Genomic DNA, 15,510 nt, shown 5'->3' with positions numbered 1-15,510 from the left:
GTTAAAACGAATTTATTAGGGCACTCGTTGCGAAACGAGTCAACCCTGGGTTTTGAAGAGGGTTGCTTTCAATGGTGCCTACACGTTCATGGCCGACGGATTACCGGGGTCTATCGAATGTCTCGATTGGCAAAAGACTAGCAGGGACATGAATCGAGAAAATGATAATGACCCAGTTGGATCGTCGCCGGTTCGAGGCCCTGGCGGGCTACACGCGGCATCCCGCGATCACGTTGCTAACGAAGGAATTGGATTGGTTCAGCGATCCCGGAGAGCGCGTTCTCGGCACGCTCGTTTGGGACCGGGTTGACGATGACTACGGTTGGGCGGTTTTCGGGCGCGATGCCGCCGATCGGTTTCGGGCGGTCCAAGCCAACACTTCTTACGCGACTTCCCGCGAAGCCTACGACGCGCTCATGCAAGCCATGGCACTAAACGCGGCCAAGCCCGACGAGGCCTTTCACCAGGGCGATGAAACCGGCCCCGCCGTTGATTTCTTTGTGCCCGTGATCGACGAGGATCGTTTCCACCCGTCCTTCCGCATGTTGCTCGAAGACAGAAGGTACTCGCCCGCACGGGAAATAATCGCGGCCATGATGCGTTACCACGAAGACGTAGATGGAAACTTCGTGCAAAAGTTCCAAGCGGCTGGCTGGGATTCCCTGCTCTGGGAACTCTACCTATTCGCGACTTTCAACGAGCTTGGTTTCGTTCGCGTGGGCCAAGGTCCGACCCCTGATTTCGTCTTACGGGGAAACCAGGGAAGTCTCGCCATCGAAGCCACGAGCGTGAACCCATCCAGTGCTGGGCCAAACGCGGTGCCCGAAGATCCCGAGGCATTCAAGGCATACCTCGAGAACTACGTTCCGATCCGGCTTTCCACGGCTCTCAGGTCAAAGCTCAATCACAGGCCACCTTACTGGGAACAAGCAGGCACCGGGGACATTCCCTTTTGTATCGCCGTGCAGGATTTTCATCTCCAGGGTTCCATGAGGTACCTGACGCCCGCGGCCACGGAATACGTCTTCGGAGTACGGCACTGGATGGAGGGAGGTGAATGCAAGATTGCCAGGATTGGTACGCACCGCCACGGAAGGAAACGGGCGCAATCTGGGTTCTTTGACCTCGCGGGTTCCGAGAACGTCAGTGCCGTTTTGATCAATCCACAGGGCACCATCACCAAGTTCAACCGACTGGGCATAGCGGCCGGGTTCGGCGATCCGCGGGTCAAGATGGTACGCATGGGAATGAAACGTAACGACAACAATTCGCAGGCCCCCTTTCCAACACCGTTCGAAGAAGAAGTTGGGCCAAGATCGACCGAGACATGGGTGGAGGGAATGGTGGTCCTACACAACCCGAATGCACGTATTCCACTTGATCCAGGTCTCATAGCGGGGGCGGCGCATGAATTCCTCCAAGAAGACGGAAGCATCATGTCACTGTTGCCCGACTTTCACCCTTTCGTTTCGCAAAGCATTGTCACGCTCGAAGACGAGCACGACGCGCGAGATGGCTAGCCAGCACGGCTAGAGAAACCGGCATCGTCGAGTTGCTCACGGTCGGGTAGGTCGCGTAGGGTTTCCAACCCAAAGGTGACCAGGAACTGCTCGGTGGTCACGAACGTGTACGGAGCCCCGCGCCGGGGCGCACGGGGTCCTGTTCCAACCAGGCCCCGGTCATGTAATCGACCTACCAGGTCACGACTGATCTCCTTGCCGAATATGTCCTTCAGCCCATCGCGGGTGATCGGCTGGTGGTAGGCAATGGCGGCCAACACCGCGACGTCGAATTCGGATAAGTCCAGCAATTGATCTCCAACGTCGGCCGCCGACCGGATCGCGGGAGCATAGGCGGCGCGTGTACGGAACATCCAACCACCTGCGACCTCGGCGAGTTCGAAGGCTCTTCCTTCAAGGTCGGCCACGAGATCCTCGACGAGGAGGTCTACTGAAACCTCCTGTCCCACCACGCGGGCGAGGTCTTCGCGCGATACTGGTGACGCAGAGGCGAACAGAACCGCCTCGATCCGGCGCATCCATTCGCGCCAGCGCAATTCCGTGGGCAATTCCTCGAGCTCTCTATCAAGGTCGGGTTCGGCATGGTCTTTGGCCATCTCTACACCCCGTAGAGCCGGAAGGTATCGCGACCCGTAAGTTCATAGATCGCGCCGAGGTCAACCAGCCGGTCGCAAAGCCGCCGCGCGGCGCGATCCGGCAAGGGCAAGGCCGAAGGGGCCACGGCATCGCGAGCCAGGAACATATCAACGGCGTCCCCGGCGCCCTTGGCCCGGAGCTTTGGCGCGACCTCTTTCAAATGCGCTGTCCGGCGCTCCAGTTCCGAGGCAAGCCGTACGACCTCGATTGCCGACTTGGTCACGGCACGATGACAGGCCATTCCCAGCTCTGTGCCGCCCTTTCTCAAGTCGGTCCGCTTGAGACCGGGCGCCAGGAACGGCAGGACATAGTTCCAACCGAGCGCCTGTGCCAGCGCGGCATCCGCCAGAACCAATGCCGCCACATCCTGACGCGGTACGTCGGCCAACACGGTTTCCAACACCATCGCGGCGCGGGTCACCGGAGCGCCCTGCCCGACATCCAGCCATTCGGCAATCTGCCCAGCCTCGATAGTAGGCAAGGCGCGACGCAGCGCCCTAACCGAGGTCGGCCGCTCCACGGCCCGCCGCCAGGACAGGTAGGTTTCCCCTGCGGGTCCCGGCAAATCGCCGGGGCGCAGCAGTTGAACTGCATCCCGCAGCTCCCCTACCCTTTCTGGCCGCCCTGAATGGGCAACGCAGGCCTCCGCCGCACGTAGCGCCAACCTCTCACGCAACAAGCTCTGGGGGACCTCTTCCAGGTTCAACACAAGATGCAGGTGGCTGAGCGCCGCACCTGACAAAAAGGCCACATCTTCAAGGGTTTCCGCGCGTGTCGAGGTGACCCAAGAGGGCATCCGAGGTAGGGTGTCAGGGTCGTCTATGTGATCATGCCGGGCGTATGTCATGCCACAAGACTATCCCATGGCGGCGCTTTCCACCACAATATAGTGTAGAAACCGCCCCACCTTGTCGCTCTTATCTATGTCCAATAATGTTGAATTATCGGACATATTTAAAGTATGCTTCGAAGCATGGAAGAAACACCAAAAAACCAGCCCCCAGAGCCCAAGATTTCGAGTTCAGCGTCCTCTGGTGCGTCAAACGAAGACGAGCGTGACGAGAGAGAGTCTTATGGGGGCGATCAAATCACCCTACCTGCGCATGTCGCCGGCTCCGGCACCCTCGACCGGCTGGTCGACACGGCGCGCGACTACGCCAGGGCCTCGACGGCCGAGAATACCAACAAGGCCTACGCCGCCGATTGGAAACACTTCACGCGCTGGTGCAGGCTCAAGGGAACAGACCCCCTCCCCCCGTCGCCGGAAATGATCGGCTTGTATCTGACCGATCTCGCCGCGCCGACAGGCCCCTCCCCTGCTCTTTCCGTCAGTACGATAGACCGCCGCCTGTCCGGACTTGCCTGGAACTACGCGCAGCGTGGATTCACCCTCAACCGAAAGGACCGCCATATCGCGACCGTGCTGGCCGGGATCAAGCGCAGACATGCCCGCCCGCCAGTGCAGAAAGAGGCCATCCTGCCCGAGGATATCCTCGCCATGGTCGCCACCTTGGGTTTCGACCTGCGAGGGCTCAGGGACAGGGCGATCCTCCTCCTGGGATATGCCGGTGGACTCAGACGCTCAGAAATTGTCAGCCTCGATGTCGGCAAGGATGACACCCTGGATTCGGGTGGCTGGATCGAAACCCTCGATAACGGCGCAGTGCTGAATCTGAATGCCAAGACCGGCTGGCGTGAAGTAGAGATCGGCTGCGGATCTTCGGACCAAACCTGTCCGGTGCATGCGCTGAATGAGTGGCTGCATTTCGCCAAGATCGATTTCGGGCCTGTCTTCGTACGGACCACTCGCGATGGAAAAAAGGCCTTGGAAGCGCGCCTGTCAGACAAACATGTCGCACGACTTATCAAGGCGACCGTGCTGAAATCCGGCATCCGCGCAGAACTCCCCGAGAAAGACCGCCTCGCCCTGTTCTCGGGCCACAGCTTGCGCGCCGGGCTAGCCAGTTCCGCCGAGGTCGATGAACGCTATGTCCAGAAGCAGCTCGGGCACGCTTCGGCCGAGATGACCCGCCGCTACCAGCGCCGCCGGGATCGGTTCCGGGTGAACCTGACCAAGGCTGCTGGACTCTAATCCTCTGATCCATCACGCCGCCTGTCCGCTGAGCCTACCGTAGAAACTGCGCTCGAGATGCAACTCCCCTGCCCCGGCCTTTTGCACAATGCCACGCAAGTAGCCGCCCGGAGACGCCACTTCGCCTGCACAGTGCTTGTCGAAGGTCAGAACCAGGGCTGCTGTCGCGATTTGAGGTCCAAGCCGGTCCTGCGCGAGATTCCAAGCGTGTTCTGAAACGCCAATCATCGGCCTCAACTGCCCGGCAACCCGGTGCAGATCGCCCCAATCCTGCAGGTAACCGCCCATGTTGCGCGCCCAGGATGCGAATTCAGGGCAAGCCTGCATCACCGTCGGCAAATCAAGCGCTGCACCGCGTTTTTTCCGCGTCTCGGCAACCCAATCTTCCAACTCCCTATCAACCCGCTCTTCCGGTGGCGCATTGGGCACCACGCCCGCCGCTTGCTCAGTTTCTGAGCGATTACAGGTTACAGGATTAAGTTGGGTTGTAATTAGTATATGAGGTTCAGAATTGACCTCCCTGGGGTTCAATTCTTGAGTCTTTTCACTGACTTGTTCGGTGGTTTCAGCCGTGTTTTCCACAACCTCATCCGCCCGAATTGCATTGAGATAGGTCGCCTCGACGCGCTCCTGCAGCTCCCTGAACCATGCCAGGAGCCGCTCAAGCGTCCCAGAGGCGGTGTTCCGGCGCGGAAGACGGCCCAGGAGATCCTCGAACAGCCCTGCAAGATGCTCCCAGGGCCCTCTCAGCGCCGCGTGAGACGCCGCTTCGATCCGGGCACGGATCATTCGGCGCGCAACCGTGATCTGGCGCTTCAGGCGCTGGCAGAGCTCGCGCTCGGCTTGCAGTTCGGTATGGAGCTGCTCGAATTCTTCGACACGGGCGGAGAGCGGCGACAGATCAAAGCCGTAGGCCTCGATGATGCGCCCGTCTGCGTCCCTGTGGCCCCACCGCTTGCCATTGGGGCTATCCTTGAAGGAAATCACCCCGATCTCGGCCAAGCGCCGGGCATGGCGCTTGAGCGCAGAGAGCGAGAAGCCCGTCTGCTCCACCAGGTAAGCGTTGGACGCCCAAACGATCGGACGCTGCCCCTCTTCCCAATCCTGTCCTTGGGTGAACGCCCCAAGCGTATCGAGAAGCAGCATGTCACCGGCCTTGAGGCCAATATGGGCGCCCACGCGCTTAACGGCAACGAAGGCTTGAGTTTTGGGTACGGCAACCCGTTCGCCGGCTTTCGCATGCCGCTCCGCGACGGCGAGACCAGCGGTTGCCTTTCTCCATCCCGATGGTTGATTGCCTCCGGGCATATCTCCACCGCTCCGAGACATGGGAGTCCCGGTTGCCCCGCTTGGGACATCGCTAAATCCTGTCATTTTTTATCTGGCAGGCATAGAAAACCCGTTCGCCCAGGAGCGTTTTCTCTTGTGTGGTGATTCGGTGACTGCTAGATTCTAGGTGTCTAATCTAAGAATTGCGCTTTGCGCAGCAGCCCTCGAAGCTCCGGTTTCGGGGGTTTTTACTTGCTCGCCTTCCTCCTTTCTGCTCGTCCTCAGTTTTCATCCCGCTGGTTTACAGCTGTAAACTCAGCGTAGTATTTCTTGATGATGTCGGCCAGGTTCTCGTCCAACCACTCGGCGAATCCCGCGCTTGCGCCGGATTTCTTCACCGACATGGACAGCGACCCGCGACCCGTCTTGATCGTCACGCCGTCCACCGGGTTGACCTCGGTCGTACCGCTCCCCTGCCGGGCGCCGCGACGAGTTGCTTCCTTGAGCAACGCCTCCAGCCTGTCGTCGGACCCCAAGGCGGGTCCGCTATTTTCCAAGAACTTGAGTGCGGCCTGTTCGGTCAGTTTCCCGGCAATGAAAAGCTCCGCCAGGGCTGTCCATTTCGGCCGACCAGACTTGGGCGCCGACCCAACGAGATCGCCAACTTTCGCCGGAACGTTTTGGGTTACCTTTGCGAGATGTGACAGGCCCGACTTTGACAAGTTCAGGACCTGCTTGACCGTCGCACTATCATGCCCGGCCTCGAGAATGGCCTCCGCGAACCGCGCTTTCTCGTAAAACGAAAGGTTTCGGCGAGCGGCATTCTCCAGCCCTTTTGCCAAGAGAGCGGTCGCGTCATCGAGATCCTGAACATTCGCGCGAACCTTGATGCCGAGATCGCGGCAGGCCTTTAGGCGCCGGCGGCCATAAATCGCCTCGAAACGGCCCTCCGTATTCGAACGCCGCACCAGGATCGGAACTTGTTGGCCACCCTCCCGAATGCTATTTTTCAGTGCTTCGAAGCTTTCACCGTCATCTTCCGGGTTTACAGCTGTAAACTCGTCCAACCGGTCCGCCGGCCCCCAGTCATCCACGAGGGCGGGATCGATTTCGCGTATCGCGGCGAGCGACCCCTGCAGCGCTCCTAGCGCGGGTGCGCTCGTTTTCGCGACCTTGTCTGTTGGCTTCGCACCCGACCGAGCGATCGTGCTCGCGATACCAGACATTTCCTGCAGTGATTTCCTGGCCATTACGAACGTCCCCATGCTTGGTGGATCATGCGCTCGACCTCGTTGCCAACGGCATCCATCGATCCCTTGGCGCGATCGTATGTCGCCCGTGTCATCTCGGAGCGCACGACCTCGTAAATCGATTGCTTCAGCATCGTGGCATCACTGATCGCCGTGCTCTTCAACGCGGTCGCCGACATGACCCTTTCCTGGAACAGTGCGCGCATGAACGAAGTGAGTTGTTGCGAGGGCACATCGGTGGGCTCGTCTCGCGTGACGAGGAACTTGAAGTGATCGTATTGCAGCGTTGCACCTGCGTCCTCGATAACGCCCATGTACGCGCCGGCGAGTTCCAAGAACTGCGCGGTGGACGATACGTCCAACATGGACGGCGTGAGCGGCACGACCAACGAGCTCGCGGCAGCCATACCCGCGATGGTAAGGAAACCGAGCTGGGGAGGACTATCCACCAGGACCAGGTCGAAATCTCCTTCAACCTGGGCAAGCGCATTGCGAATACGCGTGAAAAACGGCTGGTCTGGGTTCGAGTGAACGGCGGATTCCGTTTCGAACTCGGAGAGGATCAACCGCGAGGGCGCGATGGACAGGCCCGGGAAATAGGTTTCCTGAACGACTTGCGCCATGTCCACGGGATCATCGTAGCGGATCGCGTCGTAGATCGTGAGCCCATCGAACTCGATTTCCGGGCTGATCCCACACATCGAGGTCAAGGAACCTTGCGGGTCGAGGTCCACGGCTAGCACCCGGTAGCCTCGAAGTGCAAAGTAATGGGCGAGGTGTATGGTCGTTGTACTCTTGCTCGATCCGCCCTTGAAGTTCATGAGCTGCCAGACTTGCAGCTTTTCTCCCGGGGATCGCCGGGGCACGTAGCGGCCCTTCGTACGAGAGGATCGCTCGAGGATGTCACGCGCATTCCAGATTTCCTGCGCGGAGTAGTAGCGGCGGCCAGCCCGGATATCACTTGGCTCGGGAACCGTGCCCTCGGCGTGCACCTTGCGCATGAATTGGCCGGAAACACCAAGCAACTCGGCTACCTCGGGGGCCGCGAAGCTGCGTAGGGACTTGGTATTGTCGGGAGCGAAGGCCGCGAGCAAATGCTCCCTAATCGCGGCGTTCAACCGTTCCGAAATCTCGGTTGCGAGGGCTGATGGCCTTTCGGTATCAAGTGGTGTCACGGGAATCATGTGGTTGCCCCAAATTCAAAAATGTGGCCTTTTTCGCGCCACTTGGGGATAAAAGGTGTGATTCACCCGCTTAAGTCAAGATTTTTCGCCTATATAGTGTCTAGTTAGGCAGGAATAGACTACATGCACTGCCAAGATAACCACGAGGGTTTACAGCTGTAAACCCTCCGGCAGGGCAAATAGGCCCCGCCGGAGGCATTGTTCAGCCGTCTTTTGGACCCCATGGAATCACGGCTTGAAGTGTTTCGTCGTGCTGGTGAGCGGCCTTACCGAGGTTTGCGTTGAAACCGAAATCGCGGATCGTCAGAGTAAAGTAGTCCGCACCCGTCTCGCGGTTCTGTTTCTTCCAGATCCCGCCACACTCCACGAGGCGGCCGCGCGGCGACCGGCCCAGGACGCGGTGGGTTGGCGACATCAATTTGTCGCTCGTCACGGGCTCAACCGTGATATCGATGTCGAACGTTAGCGTGGAGATCGAACCCGCACCCTTGGCCTTCGCGATGTCGGCGGTTTCAAACTTGATCGAGTTGGTGGTCATTGCTTGCTCCCTTGGCTGTTGTTGCAATGATGGTCATCCGGCAGGTGTCTAAGCATCGAGGGCACCAGCGGCGCAGCGCAGCGGAGAAGGGTAGGGGGCCTGGATCTTGTTCCGCGGGGAATGTCCGGCACCAGCGGTGACGTGACAGGGGAAGATCCTTGCCACGCTCCCTTTGCCCTCGATGAGACACATGCGACCAGCAGTTCATGCAACACCGATGCCAAGGGCGGGCAGGGCCAGTTTCGACCAGGTGTCTTGGAACTGTTTGCGCAGGGCCAAGATCAGCCTTTCGAGCTTAACTTGAGTGGGTCCATGCCATCGATCCGATTGCGCGCCCAGGCAAGCCATTCAGCTCGGGTCATTCCATCGATTTCTGCAGCCACGTGGTCGCCTTTTTGCTCGAGTGCGGCCATGAAGGATCGCAAGCGCTGAACTTCGTGCCAGTCGGATGCGAGCGACCTGAACCGCTCCCATCGTTCTTCCTCCAGGCGCGCTAGGCGTTGACGTTCCGCGCGTTCTCGCTGTTCTTCCTCGTAGCGCCGCTGCCAATCCTCGCGGTCACGCCGCCGTTCCACCAGGGCTGGCCCCACCGCGAGCAATCCTGCGACCACCGAGGGAAGGATCTTCGGGGCCAGCGACTTTTGGGTTTCCAGCCACTCCTTTCTCATGCCCTCGCCGATATAGGTAGTTATCGTGAAGCGAAGGTAACCCGTCGGCGCAAGGTTGCCGCCGTGAAAATGGGGAAAGGCGGTCCAGTCCCCGGGCTCTTCCGAGGGCTTTCCCCTGAACTGCCGCATTTTCTCGACCACGGACATTTCAAACCGCTCTCCCGATGCGTCGGGCGTGAGTTTGCCCCGAACATTTCCCTCGAGGGCGCGCCCACCCGCGGCCTCGAAGGACTTCAAAAGCGCGCTCGTGACCCGGAAGCGGTAACGATCCCGTTCCGTGAGGTCGATGGGAACCCGTGTGACCCACCAGGTATCGTGTCTATTCGCACGATGCTCTGCGCGCCGTTTCGCTTGCTCTTCCCGGTGATCCGATACCCAGGCAGATACAACGGGGTGAAGAGCCCGCAGCGTGCCCGGGATGGTGACCTCGCCAACGACTTTCGCCGCTTTCCTTACGTTCGAAGCGTTTTCCATCGCCTTCGCCTTGAACTGGCTCGGTCCGGCTATCCGGATCACCCGGGAAACTCCATCCGGTTGTGGGGGCAAGGCTGTCTTTTCCACGGGCTTGCCCGCTTCGAGCTTGGCCCAGTACCCCCGTGGAGGACGAGGTATCGCATGCTTGGCACAAATCTTGGCCAAGCCTTGGTCAGATAGACCAAACTCTTGGGCCAACCGGGCCATTGGTTTCTGCCAAGCGAGCTCGTAGAGTTCTTCGCGCGTGAATTCCTGCATTCCATGCCTCCCGATTAGCGCTCCCGGTGACGGTTGGCACGAATAGTGGTTGTTTTTCAAGTTGTTAGGGTGGCTTTCATGACGGAAGCGAAATCCGACTTACTCCATCGCGACGAGAATGCCCCCAAGATTAGTTCCGCCGCCCCTGTGGGGCTGTTGCCAGTCCTGCTCCTGCCTCGCCGCTGGAAAATTCTAGGGCTTCAGTCAAGCAGGAATCCACCATTCTCAATCGGCGAAAGACCTGTGACCACTTGCAAACTCTCCTATCGCAAGGCCAATTTCAGATGCATACCGTCACGTGGTGTTGTGCCATTCCGCCATAAAAGACACAAATGTCTAACGAGACCTTGGCCCCAACGGGTTTGGCTCGTCGCCATGAAAACGAGGCAAACATTGAAAGAGCTCTTTGAATCTATTTTGCAAAACCCATCAACATTTACTTCGCTGCTGTCTGCGATAATTGCAGCAACGGTCGCCATGCTGGTATTGTTGTCGAACCAGATTTTTTCGAGGCGACAACAAAGGGTACAATTTCTCCAGCCCAAACTTGAAGATCTCTACATGATGCTGAATGAGATCGGAGAGCGAAACACTCGCTTGTTTAAGATCCTTGCATCAATTGCAGGAGGGTGTCTGGTATCTAAAAAGGAACTTGAGGAGGCCGATGATCTAAACGTTTATGGCCTCATCCACGGAAAAAATATGGTTATGCTTGTTCGGCTGTATTTTCCAAAGCTGAGCAGAATTCACCAGCACCTTTTTGCCGCCGAGCGCGAGTTGAATCAGCTGATTTGGGCCGTTTCAATGAATGAAGAAGTTTCGATTGAGGACATTCTGAGCGCATCTGGACGCGTGGCTCACCTACTGCGCTTGATGGAACAGGAAATGGTGACAAATCAAGAAACGCTTCTGAAAGCGACAGTTCTACCACGGCGCTTCCGCTCAGTTTCTCAAACCGAAATTTTGAATGTGCCGCCACCGCCCGAAGGACCGCCATTGTCACCCGTCAAGAAATAGACAGGGTACAAACAACCCAAGAATGGCATGGTTTCGATCGAGAAACATGCACAAGCACTCGGTTTATTTCTGGGCGCGCTTGGCGACATCAAGAACTAAAGACCTGATAAGGAGCATTTCCTTGCTCTATCTAAGCGATTTCTTGGCGCGGATAGCGCCGGTCCGGCTGCGGGGCGGGGGGGCTTGTCCTTCTGTCCCGCCGCCGGACAATTTTCTAGGCCTTACCCCTGAAAAAGCGCTGAACAAAAAAGACCCCGCGTGATGCGGGGCCAGTTGGGTCTCCCCACGAAGGAGCCGTCAGGTGCAGTCGGGCACCCATTTGTCGAGTTTGGATTTCTGTTCTGAGGTCAGCCCCATGAGCTTCTGGGTGGTGGGATCGCCTAGGAGCTTTTCCATCTTCTCGGCCTTTTCTACCTTCTTGAGCTTGGCGAAACCGGCAACACGTTCGTCGCGGGCATCGCAGCCGAGGAATTCGCAGAGCAGGTCGACCAGGTGACCCGCTGACACCCGCGAGAAGAAATTCTCTGCTGTCGGCGTCCAGTGCTTGCGGATATCGGCCCCGGCCTCGTCCGCGATCAAGCCAAAGAACTCTGCGCCGCCAGCCCGATAGGGCAGGGTGCGTGCCATCGCCTCGGTGACCTGGGCATTGCGGGCTTTCTTGCCGGTCTCGCGGAAGGCGGCGAAGGCTTCCGGCAGGTCTTCGACACGAGTGCTTTTCTGCCAGTATTCGCTGGAATCGATCCCGTGCTCGAGGCGCGGCTCACGGGCGAAGCCATCCACAACGCTTGGCACGTTGGTCGGGCGGTCCAGCCGAATACCGAAGACACTCTCAAAGCTGCCCGACGCCTCGGACAGACCGAAACCAAGCAAGTCCAAAACCAGTTCCGGCTTGGCCAGAAGGGCTGCCTGAACCGAGGTCAGCCGGATGGCCTGCATGTCCGCTACGAGTTTTTGTGAGTAGGGGGATTTCGGGGCGTCTGATTTGGTGGTTTGCGGCGCTTGCAGGAAACCGGCCTCGATGGCGGCTTTCTTGTCCTCGGGGCGGACCAGACCGGCTGTGATCTCGGGGTTGCCCGACCCATTCACGAGGATGATGCAGCCCGCATGGGCTTTCTGATCCTCGGAATAGTCACCGTCGAGAATGACCTGCAATTCCGAGAGCCGCGCTTCACCGTTCTCGTCAAGAACCCCGCCATTGGAGAGGTTTGCCAGTTCGTCGTATTCCTCGGCTTCTTCCTCGCTCAGATCGCCCTCGATTGGGTAGAGGCGGGCCAGCTTCATCTGGTCCAATTCGTAGTAGTTGAGCCAGGCCTCGTGTCGTGCTTCGACCCACCCCCAGCCTTGGGTGTCGACCAGATCGGCCCGGGCCGCGTCCAGCTTCTCGGTAAAAAGCCGATCCAGAAGGGCAGGGGAGGCGAGGAAGACCTCGTCTGAGAAGAGGTCGCGTGTGACCGTGCCGCCCTCGGCCTCGTAGGTCTCAAGACCGACGAACTTGGCGCGGCGGTCCGTGGCCTTGATGGCGTCGGGGTGCAGCGCGTTCTTGATCGCGCTCTCGGAAACGGCTTGACCCTTGACCTGATCCAGAAGGCTCAGGGTGAGAGCTTCATCATCGGAAAGGGTGAAGGCCTTGGCGGTGCCAAGGCTGATCTCACCCGCCGCCAGCGCGTCCAGCACCGGCTCAGGCAAGCCTGCCAGTGCCAAACGCTGGTAGACGCGGGCTTCGGTCACGGCAAAGGCAAGCGCGATCTCCGGCACACTGGCCCCGCGTGATTTCATGCGACCGAAGGCGCGGATTTCATCGGCTGGAGTCATATCCTCGCGGGCCGCGTTCTCGGCGCTGGCCCAATCTTCGGCCTCGGCGGCATCGGTGGCCAGCTTAACCGGCACCGTGGCGAAGGGATGGGTCTTAGAGCGCTCCGCGATCATCTGGATGGCCCGGAGACGGCACCCACCCGCGACCATGCCTACCTTGCCATCCTCGTCCATGAGGCCTGCGAGATTGTGGATGAGGCCGAAGCGCTCAATGCTATCTGCGAGGCTTTCGATATGTGCCTCGGAAACCGTTTTGCGCGGGTTCAGATCAGAGATGTAGAGCATCTCCAAGGGGATTTGCAGGATCACGGCGGATGCGGTGTCGGCTTGGATGGTCTGTTGCTTGGTCATTAGATTTGTTCCTTTCGGATAGATGTCAGGCCCGCTCGGAGCGCGGCATAGGCGCTCGGCGGCTGGTTTTGTTGATGGGGTAAGGGAGGGGGGCCGGAACGCGTGAGGTTCCGGCCTCGATAGCGTCACCACCAGCAAGAATAGATCACGGTTGACCCTCGTGCGATTTCAGCCCGCGCCCAAGCGCAGAACTCGAGATCGTAGTCACGGTATTCGGTGGCCTGCTCATCTTGGAACTGATGCCCATAGAAGAACCCGCCCTCGCAATGGGGCAGGGCGCTTCCCTTCACGGCCTGTTCCAGCGTGTCGATGTCGGCGGTTTCCAGTTTCAACTCACCGCAGTTGAGATCGGACGCCGAAAGCCCCGTGCGTTCGGTGTAGAGCGCTTCCATGAAGGTTTGCAGCTTGGAATGCTTGCGCCAGACGAATTTCGGGCTTTCGCCCTCGTCTCCGCTATCGGGGGTTTTGACATATGCATATTGATCAAGGCCCATGGCCAGTCTCCTTCTCAAAGTGGGAGCGGCGCGGAATCTTGTTCTTGTGACCTCTTGGTCCTGTCCGCTTCCGCCAGTGGCGGAGGCCTCGACTGATCTCACAGTCCGAAAAGCCCCCGTGCTTTTCGGCTGGGCAGAGCAGGAGAGGGCGATAGCCCGTCCTGCGGCCGGACGGCGACCCGACACAGGGGGCCGAAGCGTTGAAATCGGGAGGGACCCGCGCATCCGCGTGGGAGGAACCGGATTTCTCCGTGGAGGCTGGCGCGGAACGCGACACCAGGGCCCCTGTTCGGGGCGCCGGCCAGATGGCAGGCGGAACTCAAAAATGGAAACCTGCCAGCCGGGTTAGAGCGGAGCGGAGACCCGGCTGACCGCTGGCTCAAGCGATCGCGGTCTCGCCCGCGATCTCACCTGAAATGTGCACGAGGGATCGTCTCCAGAATTGGCGGAGACACCAGCAGGTGGCTCCGGGCGTAGCCAAGAGCCTGGTCAGCGCCAGGGCGTTGACGTGCCCCGGATCGAAGGATTTCATCCTAACCGATTACCCGATTACTCTTCCTTGTCACCATGCTAGAACACCTTGAACTTAAGCGAGTTTGTCGATTTCAAAAGGTGTATTCCCAGTGATAGCTAACATGAGACTCCAGCTGCCGGTGGGACAAGGCTTTTTCCACGCTGGTTGGGTGCAACCTTCGGACGCCGCAGAGAGTTTTTTCTACGTCTACGACTGCGGCGCGATGAACAAGTATGCAAAGGCTCGCGACCGGGAAATCGAAAAGCTCGTTGCGCATGTCGGAAGGCGTACGAGACTTGACCTCCTCGCCATCTCGCACATGCACGCCGACCATGTGAACGGGGTTGAGAAACTCATCACCGATGGGGCGTTCCAAGTCGACACGATCATGATGCCCCTGGTTGGCATGAAGGAGCGGTTGCTCGCATTCGCTTCCGTGGCGCACCATGATCCCCTGTCGGCCCGCTCACCTTTCTACAGGGAGTTCATCGCTGACCCCGTTTCCGCGGTTTCGAGGTTCGACCCAAGAAACATCGTACTTGTTCGACGGGGAGACGGTGGTTCCCCGGGAAGCGGCACGCGTGACGATGGCCCACTGGACGGGGACCCAGGCCTACTCGGTGAGGGTCGCGGGTACACCTGGAAACTCGTCGGGCAGGGAACCGCGGTCGAGAGGCCGAGGGAGGCAGAGGACCACCGGGTCTTGGAAATCCCCGATAGTTCCGCGGCGAAGGTTTTTGCACCGGGTGCATGGGAAGAGGCATGGCTCCTGGCGCCTTACGTGGACCAGGAGATCGTCAAGCAGACTGACCTGTTCTTGGCCACCCTCGCGAACGAACGATCGATGACGGTCAAGGACCTCGAAACCAGCCTTTCGGACGCGAGTTTCGTCCTGGAACTCCTGGCCGATCATCCCAGGGATCTGAAGACAGCCTACACGGCTTGCCATGGCAACCTTAACCTGACCTCGCTCTGCCTCTATTCCGGGCCGGCTGGTGAGGTTGGAGAACAACACGGCTGCCAATCAACCCACGGCCCCTGGACCTCCACTTTGCAAAATGGTCGCGTTGCTTGGTTGGCAACGGGAGATGCCAAGCTTTCAAAGGTCGCGAAATGCAATGCCTTCCTGAAGCATTTCAAGGGTCACTTGGACAAGGTATCGACCTTCACCTTGCCTCACCATGGCTCCGCCCATGACTTCAACGAGAAGCTCCTGGCCCGCGTGAAACCTAGCTTCTACCCGGTCGCGGCGGACGCGGTGAAGAACTGGCAACACCCGGCCGCCAGGGTAACGCGCGCGGTCGCCTCAGCCGGGGCAGTGCTTCTCGTGACCAATGCCAACGAGACAACGGGTGTCCGGGAAATAGCCCTGAACCATGCGCCCAAGGGTCCTGGATCATGATGGGAATTTTCCATAAAGGGCTAGATACGGC

13 protein-coding genes are annotated in these 15,510 nt (G+C 59.2%); 4 read left to right on the top strand and 9 right to left on the bottom strand.

The window, feature by feature from the left end:
- Positions 1-167 precede the first annotated feature (167 nt).
- Positions 168-1,520: a hypothetical protein gene (locus GOW09_RS18925; RefSeq protein WP_253285097.1), complete on the top strand. Its 1,353-nt coding sequence runs from the start codon at positions 168-170 to the stop codon at positions 1,518-1,520.
- Here the strand turns inward: GOW09_RS18925 and GOW09_RS18920 are convergent.
- Together GOW09_RS18920 and GOW09_RS18915 are read right to left on the bottom strand one after the other, a co-directional pair.
- Entirely contained in the window at positions 1,517-2,116 is a 600-nt protein-coding gene (locus GOW09_RS18920; RefSeq protein ID WP_171120054.1) for an SMC-Scp complex subunit ScpB, read from the bottom strand. The genes GOW09_RS18925 and GOW09_RS18920 overlap by 4 nt on opposite strands.
- Positions 2,117-2,118: 2 nt before the next feature.
- Positions 2,119-3,003 carry a DUF1403 family protein gene (locus GOW09_RS18915; RefSeq protein ID WP_171120053.1) on the bottom strand — a complete coding sequence of 295 codons (885 nt, stop codon included), beginning with the start codon at positions 3,001-3,003 and terminating at the stop codon, positions 2,119-2,121.
- A gap of 126 nt (positions 3,004-3,129) precedes the next feature.
- Between GOW09_RS18915 and GOW09_RS18910 the strand changes: the two genes are divergently transcribed.
- On the top strand, positions 3,130-4,248 hold the full coding sequence (locus GOW09_RS18910) for a tyrosine-type recombinase/integrase (protein WP_171120078.1): 1,119 nt from the start codon (positions 3,130-3,132) through the stop codon (positions 4,246-4,248).
- Positions 4,249-4,260: 12 nt separating this feature from the next.
- Here GOW09_RS18910 and repC read toward each other — a convergent pair whose 3' ends face one another.
- The 5 genes from repC to GOW09_RS18885 form a co-directional block, all read right to left on the bottom strand.
- A complete protein-coding gene (gene repC / locus GOW09_RS18905) occupies positions 4,261-5,556 on the bottom strand; it encodes a plasmid replication protein RepC (RefSeq protein ID WP_171120052.1) in 1,296 nt (431 codons plus the stop codon).
- Positions 5,557-5,798: 242 nt separating this feature from the next.
- Complete coding sequence (gene repB / locus GOW09_RS18900) at positions 5,799-6,767, bottom strand: plasmid partitioning protein RepB (protein ID WP_171120051.1); 969 nt, start codon at positions 6,765-6,767, stop codon at positions 5,799-5,801.
- Positions 6,767-7,951, bottom strand: coding sequence for a plasmid partitioning protein RepA (gene repA / locus GOW09_RS18895; protein WP_171120050.1), 1,185 nt, complete (start codon positions 7,949-7,951; stop codon positions 6,767-6,769). Before repA ends, repB begins: the two co-directional genes overlap by 1 nt.
- Before the next feature lie 202 nt (positions 7,952-8,153).
- Entirely contained in the window at positions 8,154-8,489 is a 336-nt protein-coding gene (locus GOW09_RS18890; protein ID WP_171120049.1) for a DUF736 family protein, read from the bottom strand.
- A gap of 281 nt (positions 8,490-8,770) precedes the next feature.
- Positions 8,771-9,889: a hypothetical protein gene (locus GOW09_RS18885; RefSeq protein WP_171120048.1), complete on the bottom strand. Its 1,119-nt coding sequence runs from the start codon at positions 9,887-9,889 to the stop codon at positions 8,771-8,773.
- A gap of 78 nt (positions 9,890-9,967) precedes the next feature.
- Here GOW09_RS18885 and GOW09_RS18880 point away from each other — a divergent pair, with 78 nt between their 5' ends.
- A complete protein-coding gene (locus tag GOW09_RS18880; protein ID WP_171120047.1) occupies positions 9,968-10,906 on the top strand; it encodes a hypothetical protein in 939 nt (312 codons plus the stop codon).
- A gap of 297 nt (positions 10,907-11,203) precedes the next feature.
- Here the strand turns inward: GOW09_RS18880 and GOW09_RS18875 are convergent, their stop codons facing one another.
- Positions 11,204-13,069, bottom strand: a complete 1,866-nt coding sequence (locus GOW09_RS18875) for a ParB/RepB/Spo0J family partition protein (RefSeq protein WP_171120046.1) — start codon at positions 13,067-13,069, stop codon at positions 11,204-11,206.
- A 125-nt stretch (positions 13,070-13,194) separates the two neighbouring features.
- Positions 13,195-13,563 carry a phosphoglycerate kinase gene (locus GOW09_RS18870; protein ID WP_171120045.1) on the bottom strand — a complete coding sequence of 123 codons (369 nt, stop codon included), beginning with the start codon at positions 13,561-13,563 and terminating at the stop codon, positions 13,195-13,197.
- 635 nt (positions 13,564-14,198) lie between these two features.
- Between GOW09_RS18870 and GOW09_RS18865 the strand changes: the two genes are divergently transcribed.
- On the top strand, positions 14,199-15,479 hold the full coding sequence (locus GOW09_RS18865) for a hypothetical protein (protein ID WP_171120044.1): 1,281 nt from the start codon (positions 14,199-14,201) through the stop codon (positions 15,477-15,479).
- Positions 15,480-15,510 lie beyond the last annotated feature (31 nt).

The organism is Ruegeria sp. HKCCA5463, from assembly GCF_013034175.1.
Taxonomy (GTDB): domain Bacteria; phylum Pseudomonadota; class Alphaproteobacteria; order Rhodobacterales; family Rhodobacteraceae; genus Ruegeria.
The sequence above is the reverse complement of the archived record's forward strand: the minus strand, read 5'-3'. Positions and strand labels throughout refer to the sequence as shown.

Bases quoted from the DNA above. Each gene is read 5' to 3' on its own strand.
- GOW09_RS18910 (WP_171120078.1), top strand. From the start codon at position 3,130: ATGGAAGAAACACCAAAAAACCAGCCCCCAGAGCCCAAGATTTCGAGT.
- GOW09_RS18885 (WP_171120048.1), bottom strand. From the start codon at position 9,889: ATGCAGGAATTCACGCGCGAAGAACTCTACGAGCTCGCTTGGCAGAAA.
- GOW09_RS18925 (WP_253285097.1), top strand. From the start codon at position 168: ATGACCCAGTTGGATCGTCGCCGGTTCGAGGCCCTGGCGGGCTACACG.
- GOW09_RS18920 (WP_171120054.1), bottom strand. From the start codon at position 2,116: ATGGCCAAAGACCATGCCGAACCCGACCTTGATAGAGAGCTCGAGGAA.
- GOW09_RS18915 (WP_171120053.1), bottom strand. From the start codon at position 3,003: ATGACATACGCCCGGCATGATCACATAGACGACCCTGACACCCTACCT.
- GOW09_RS18875 (WP_171120046.1), bottom strand. From the start codon at position 13,069: ATGACCAAGCAACAGACCATCCAAGCCGACACCGCATCCGCCGTGATC.
- GOW09_RS18870 (WP_171120045.1), bottom strand. From the start codon at position 13,563: ATGGGCCTTGATCAATATGCATATGTCAAAACCCCCGATAGCGGAGAC.
- repA (WP_171120050.1), bottom strand. From the start codon at position 7,951: ATGATTCCCGTGACACCACTTGATACCGAAAGGCCATCAGCCCTCGCA.
- GOW09_RS18865 (WP_171120044.1), top strand. From the start codon at position 14,199: ATGAGACTCCAGCTGCCGGTGGGACAAGGCTTTTTCCACGCTGGTTGG.
- repB (WP_171120051.1), bottom strand. From the start codon at position 6,767: ATGGCCAGGAAATCACTGCAGGAAATGTCTGGTATCGCGAGCACGATC.
- GOW09_RS18880 (WP_171120047.1), top strand. From the start codon at position 9,968: ATGACGGAAGCGAAATCCGACTTACTCCATCGCGACGAGAATGCCCCC.
- repC (WP_171120052.1), bottom strand. From the start codon at position 5,556: ATGCCCGGAGGCAATCAACCATCGGGATGGAGAAAGGCAACCGCTGGT.
- GOW09_RS18890 (WP_171120049.1), bottom strand. From the start codon at position 8,489: ATGACCACCAACTCGATCAAGTTTGAAACCGCCGACATCGCGAAGGCC.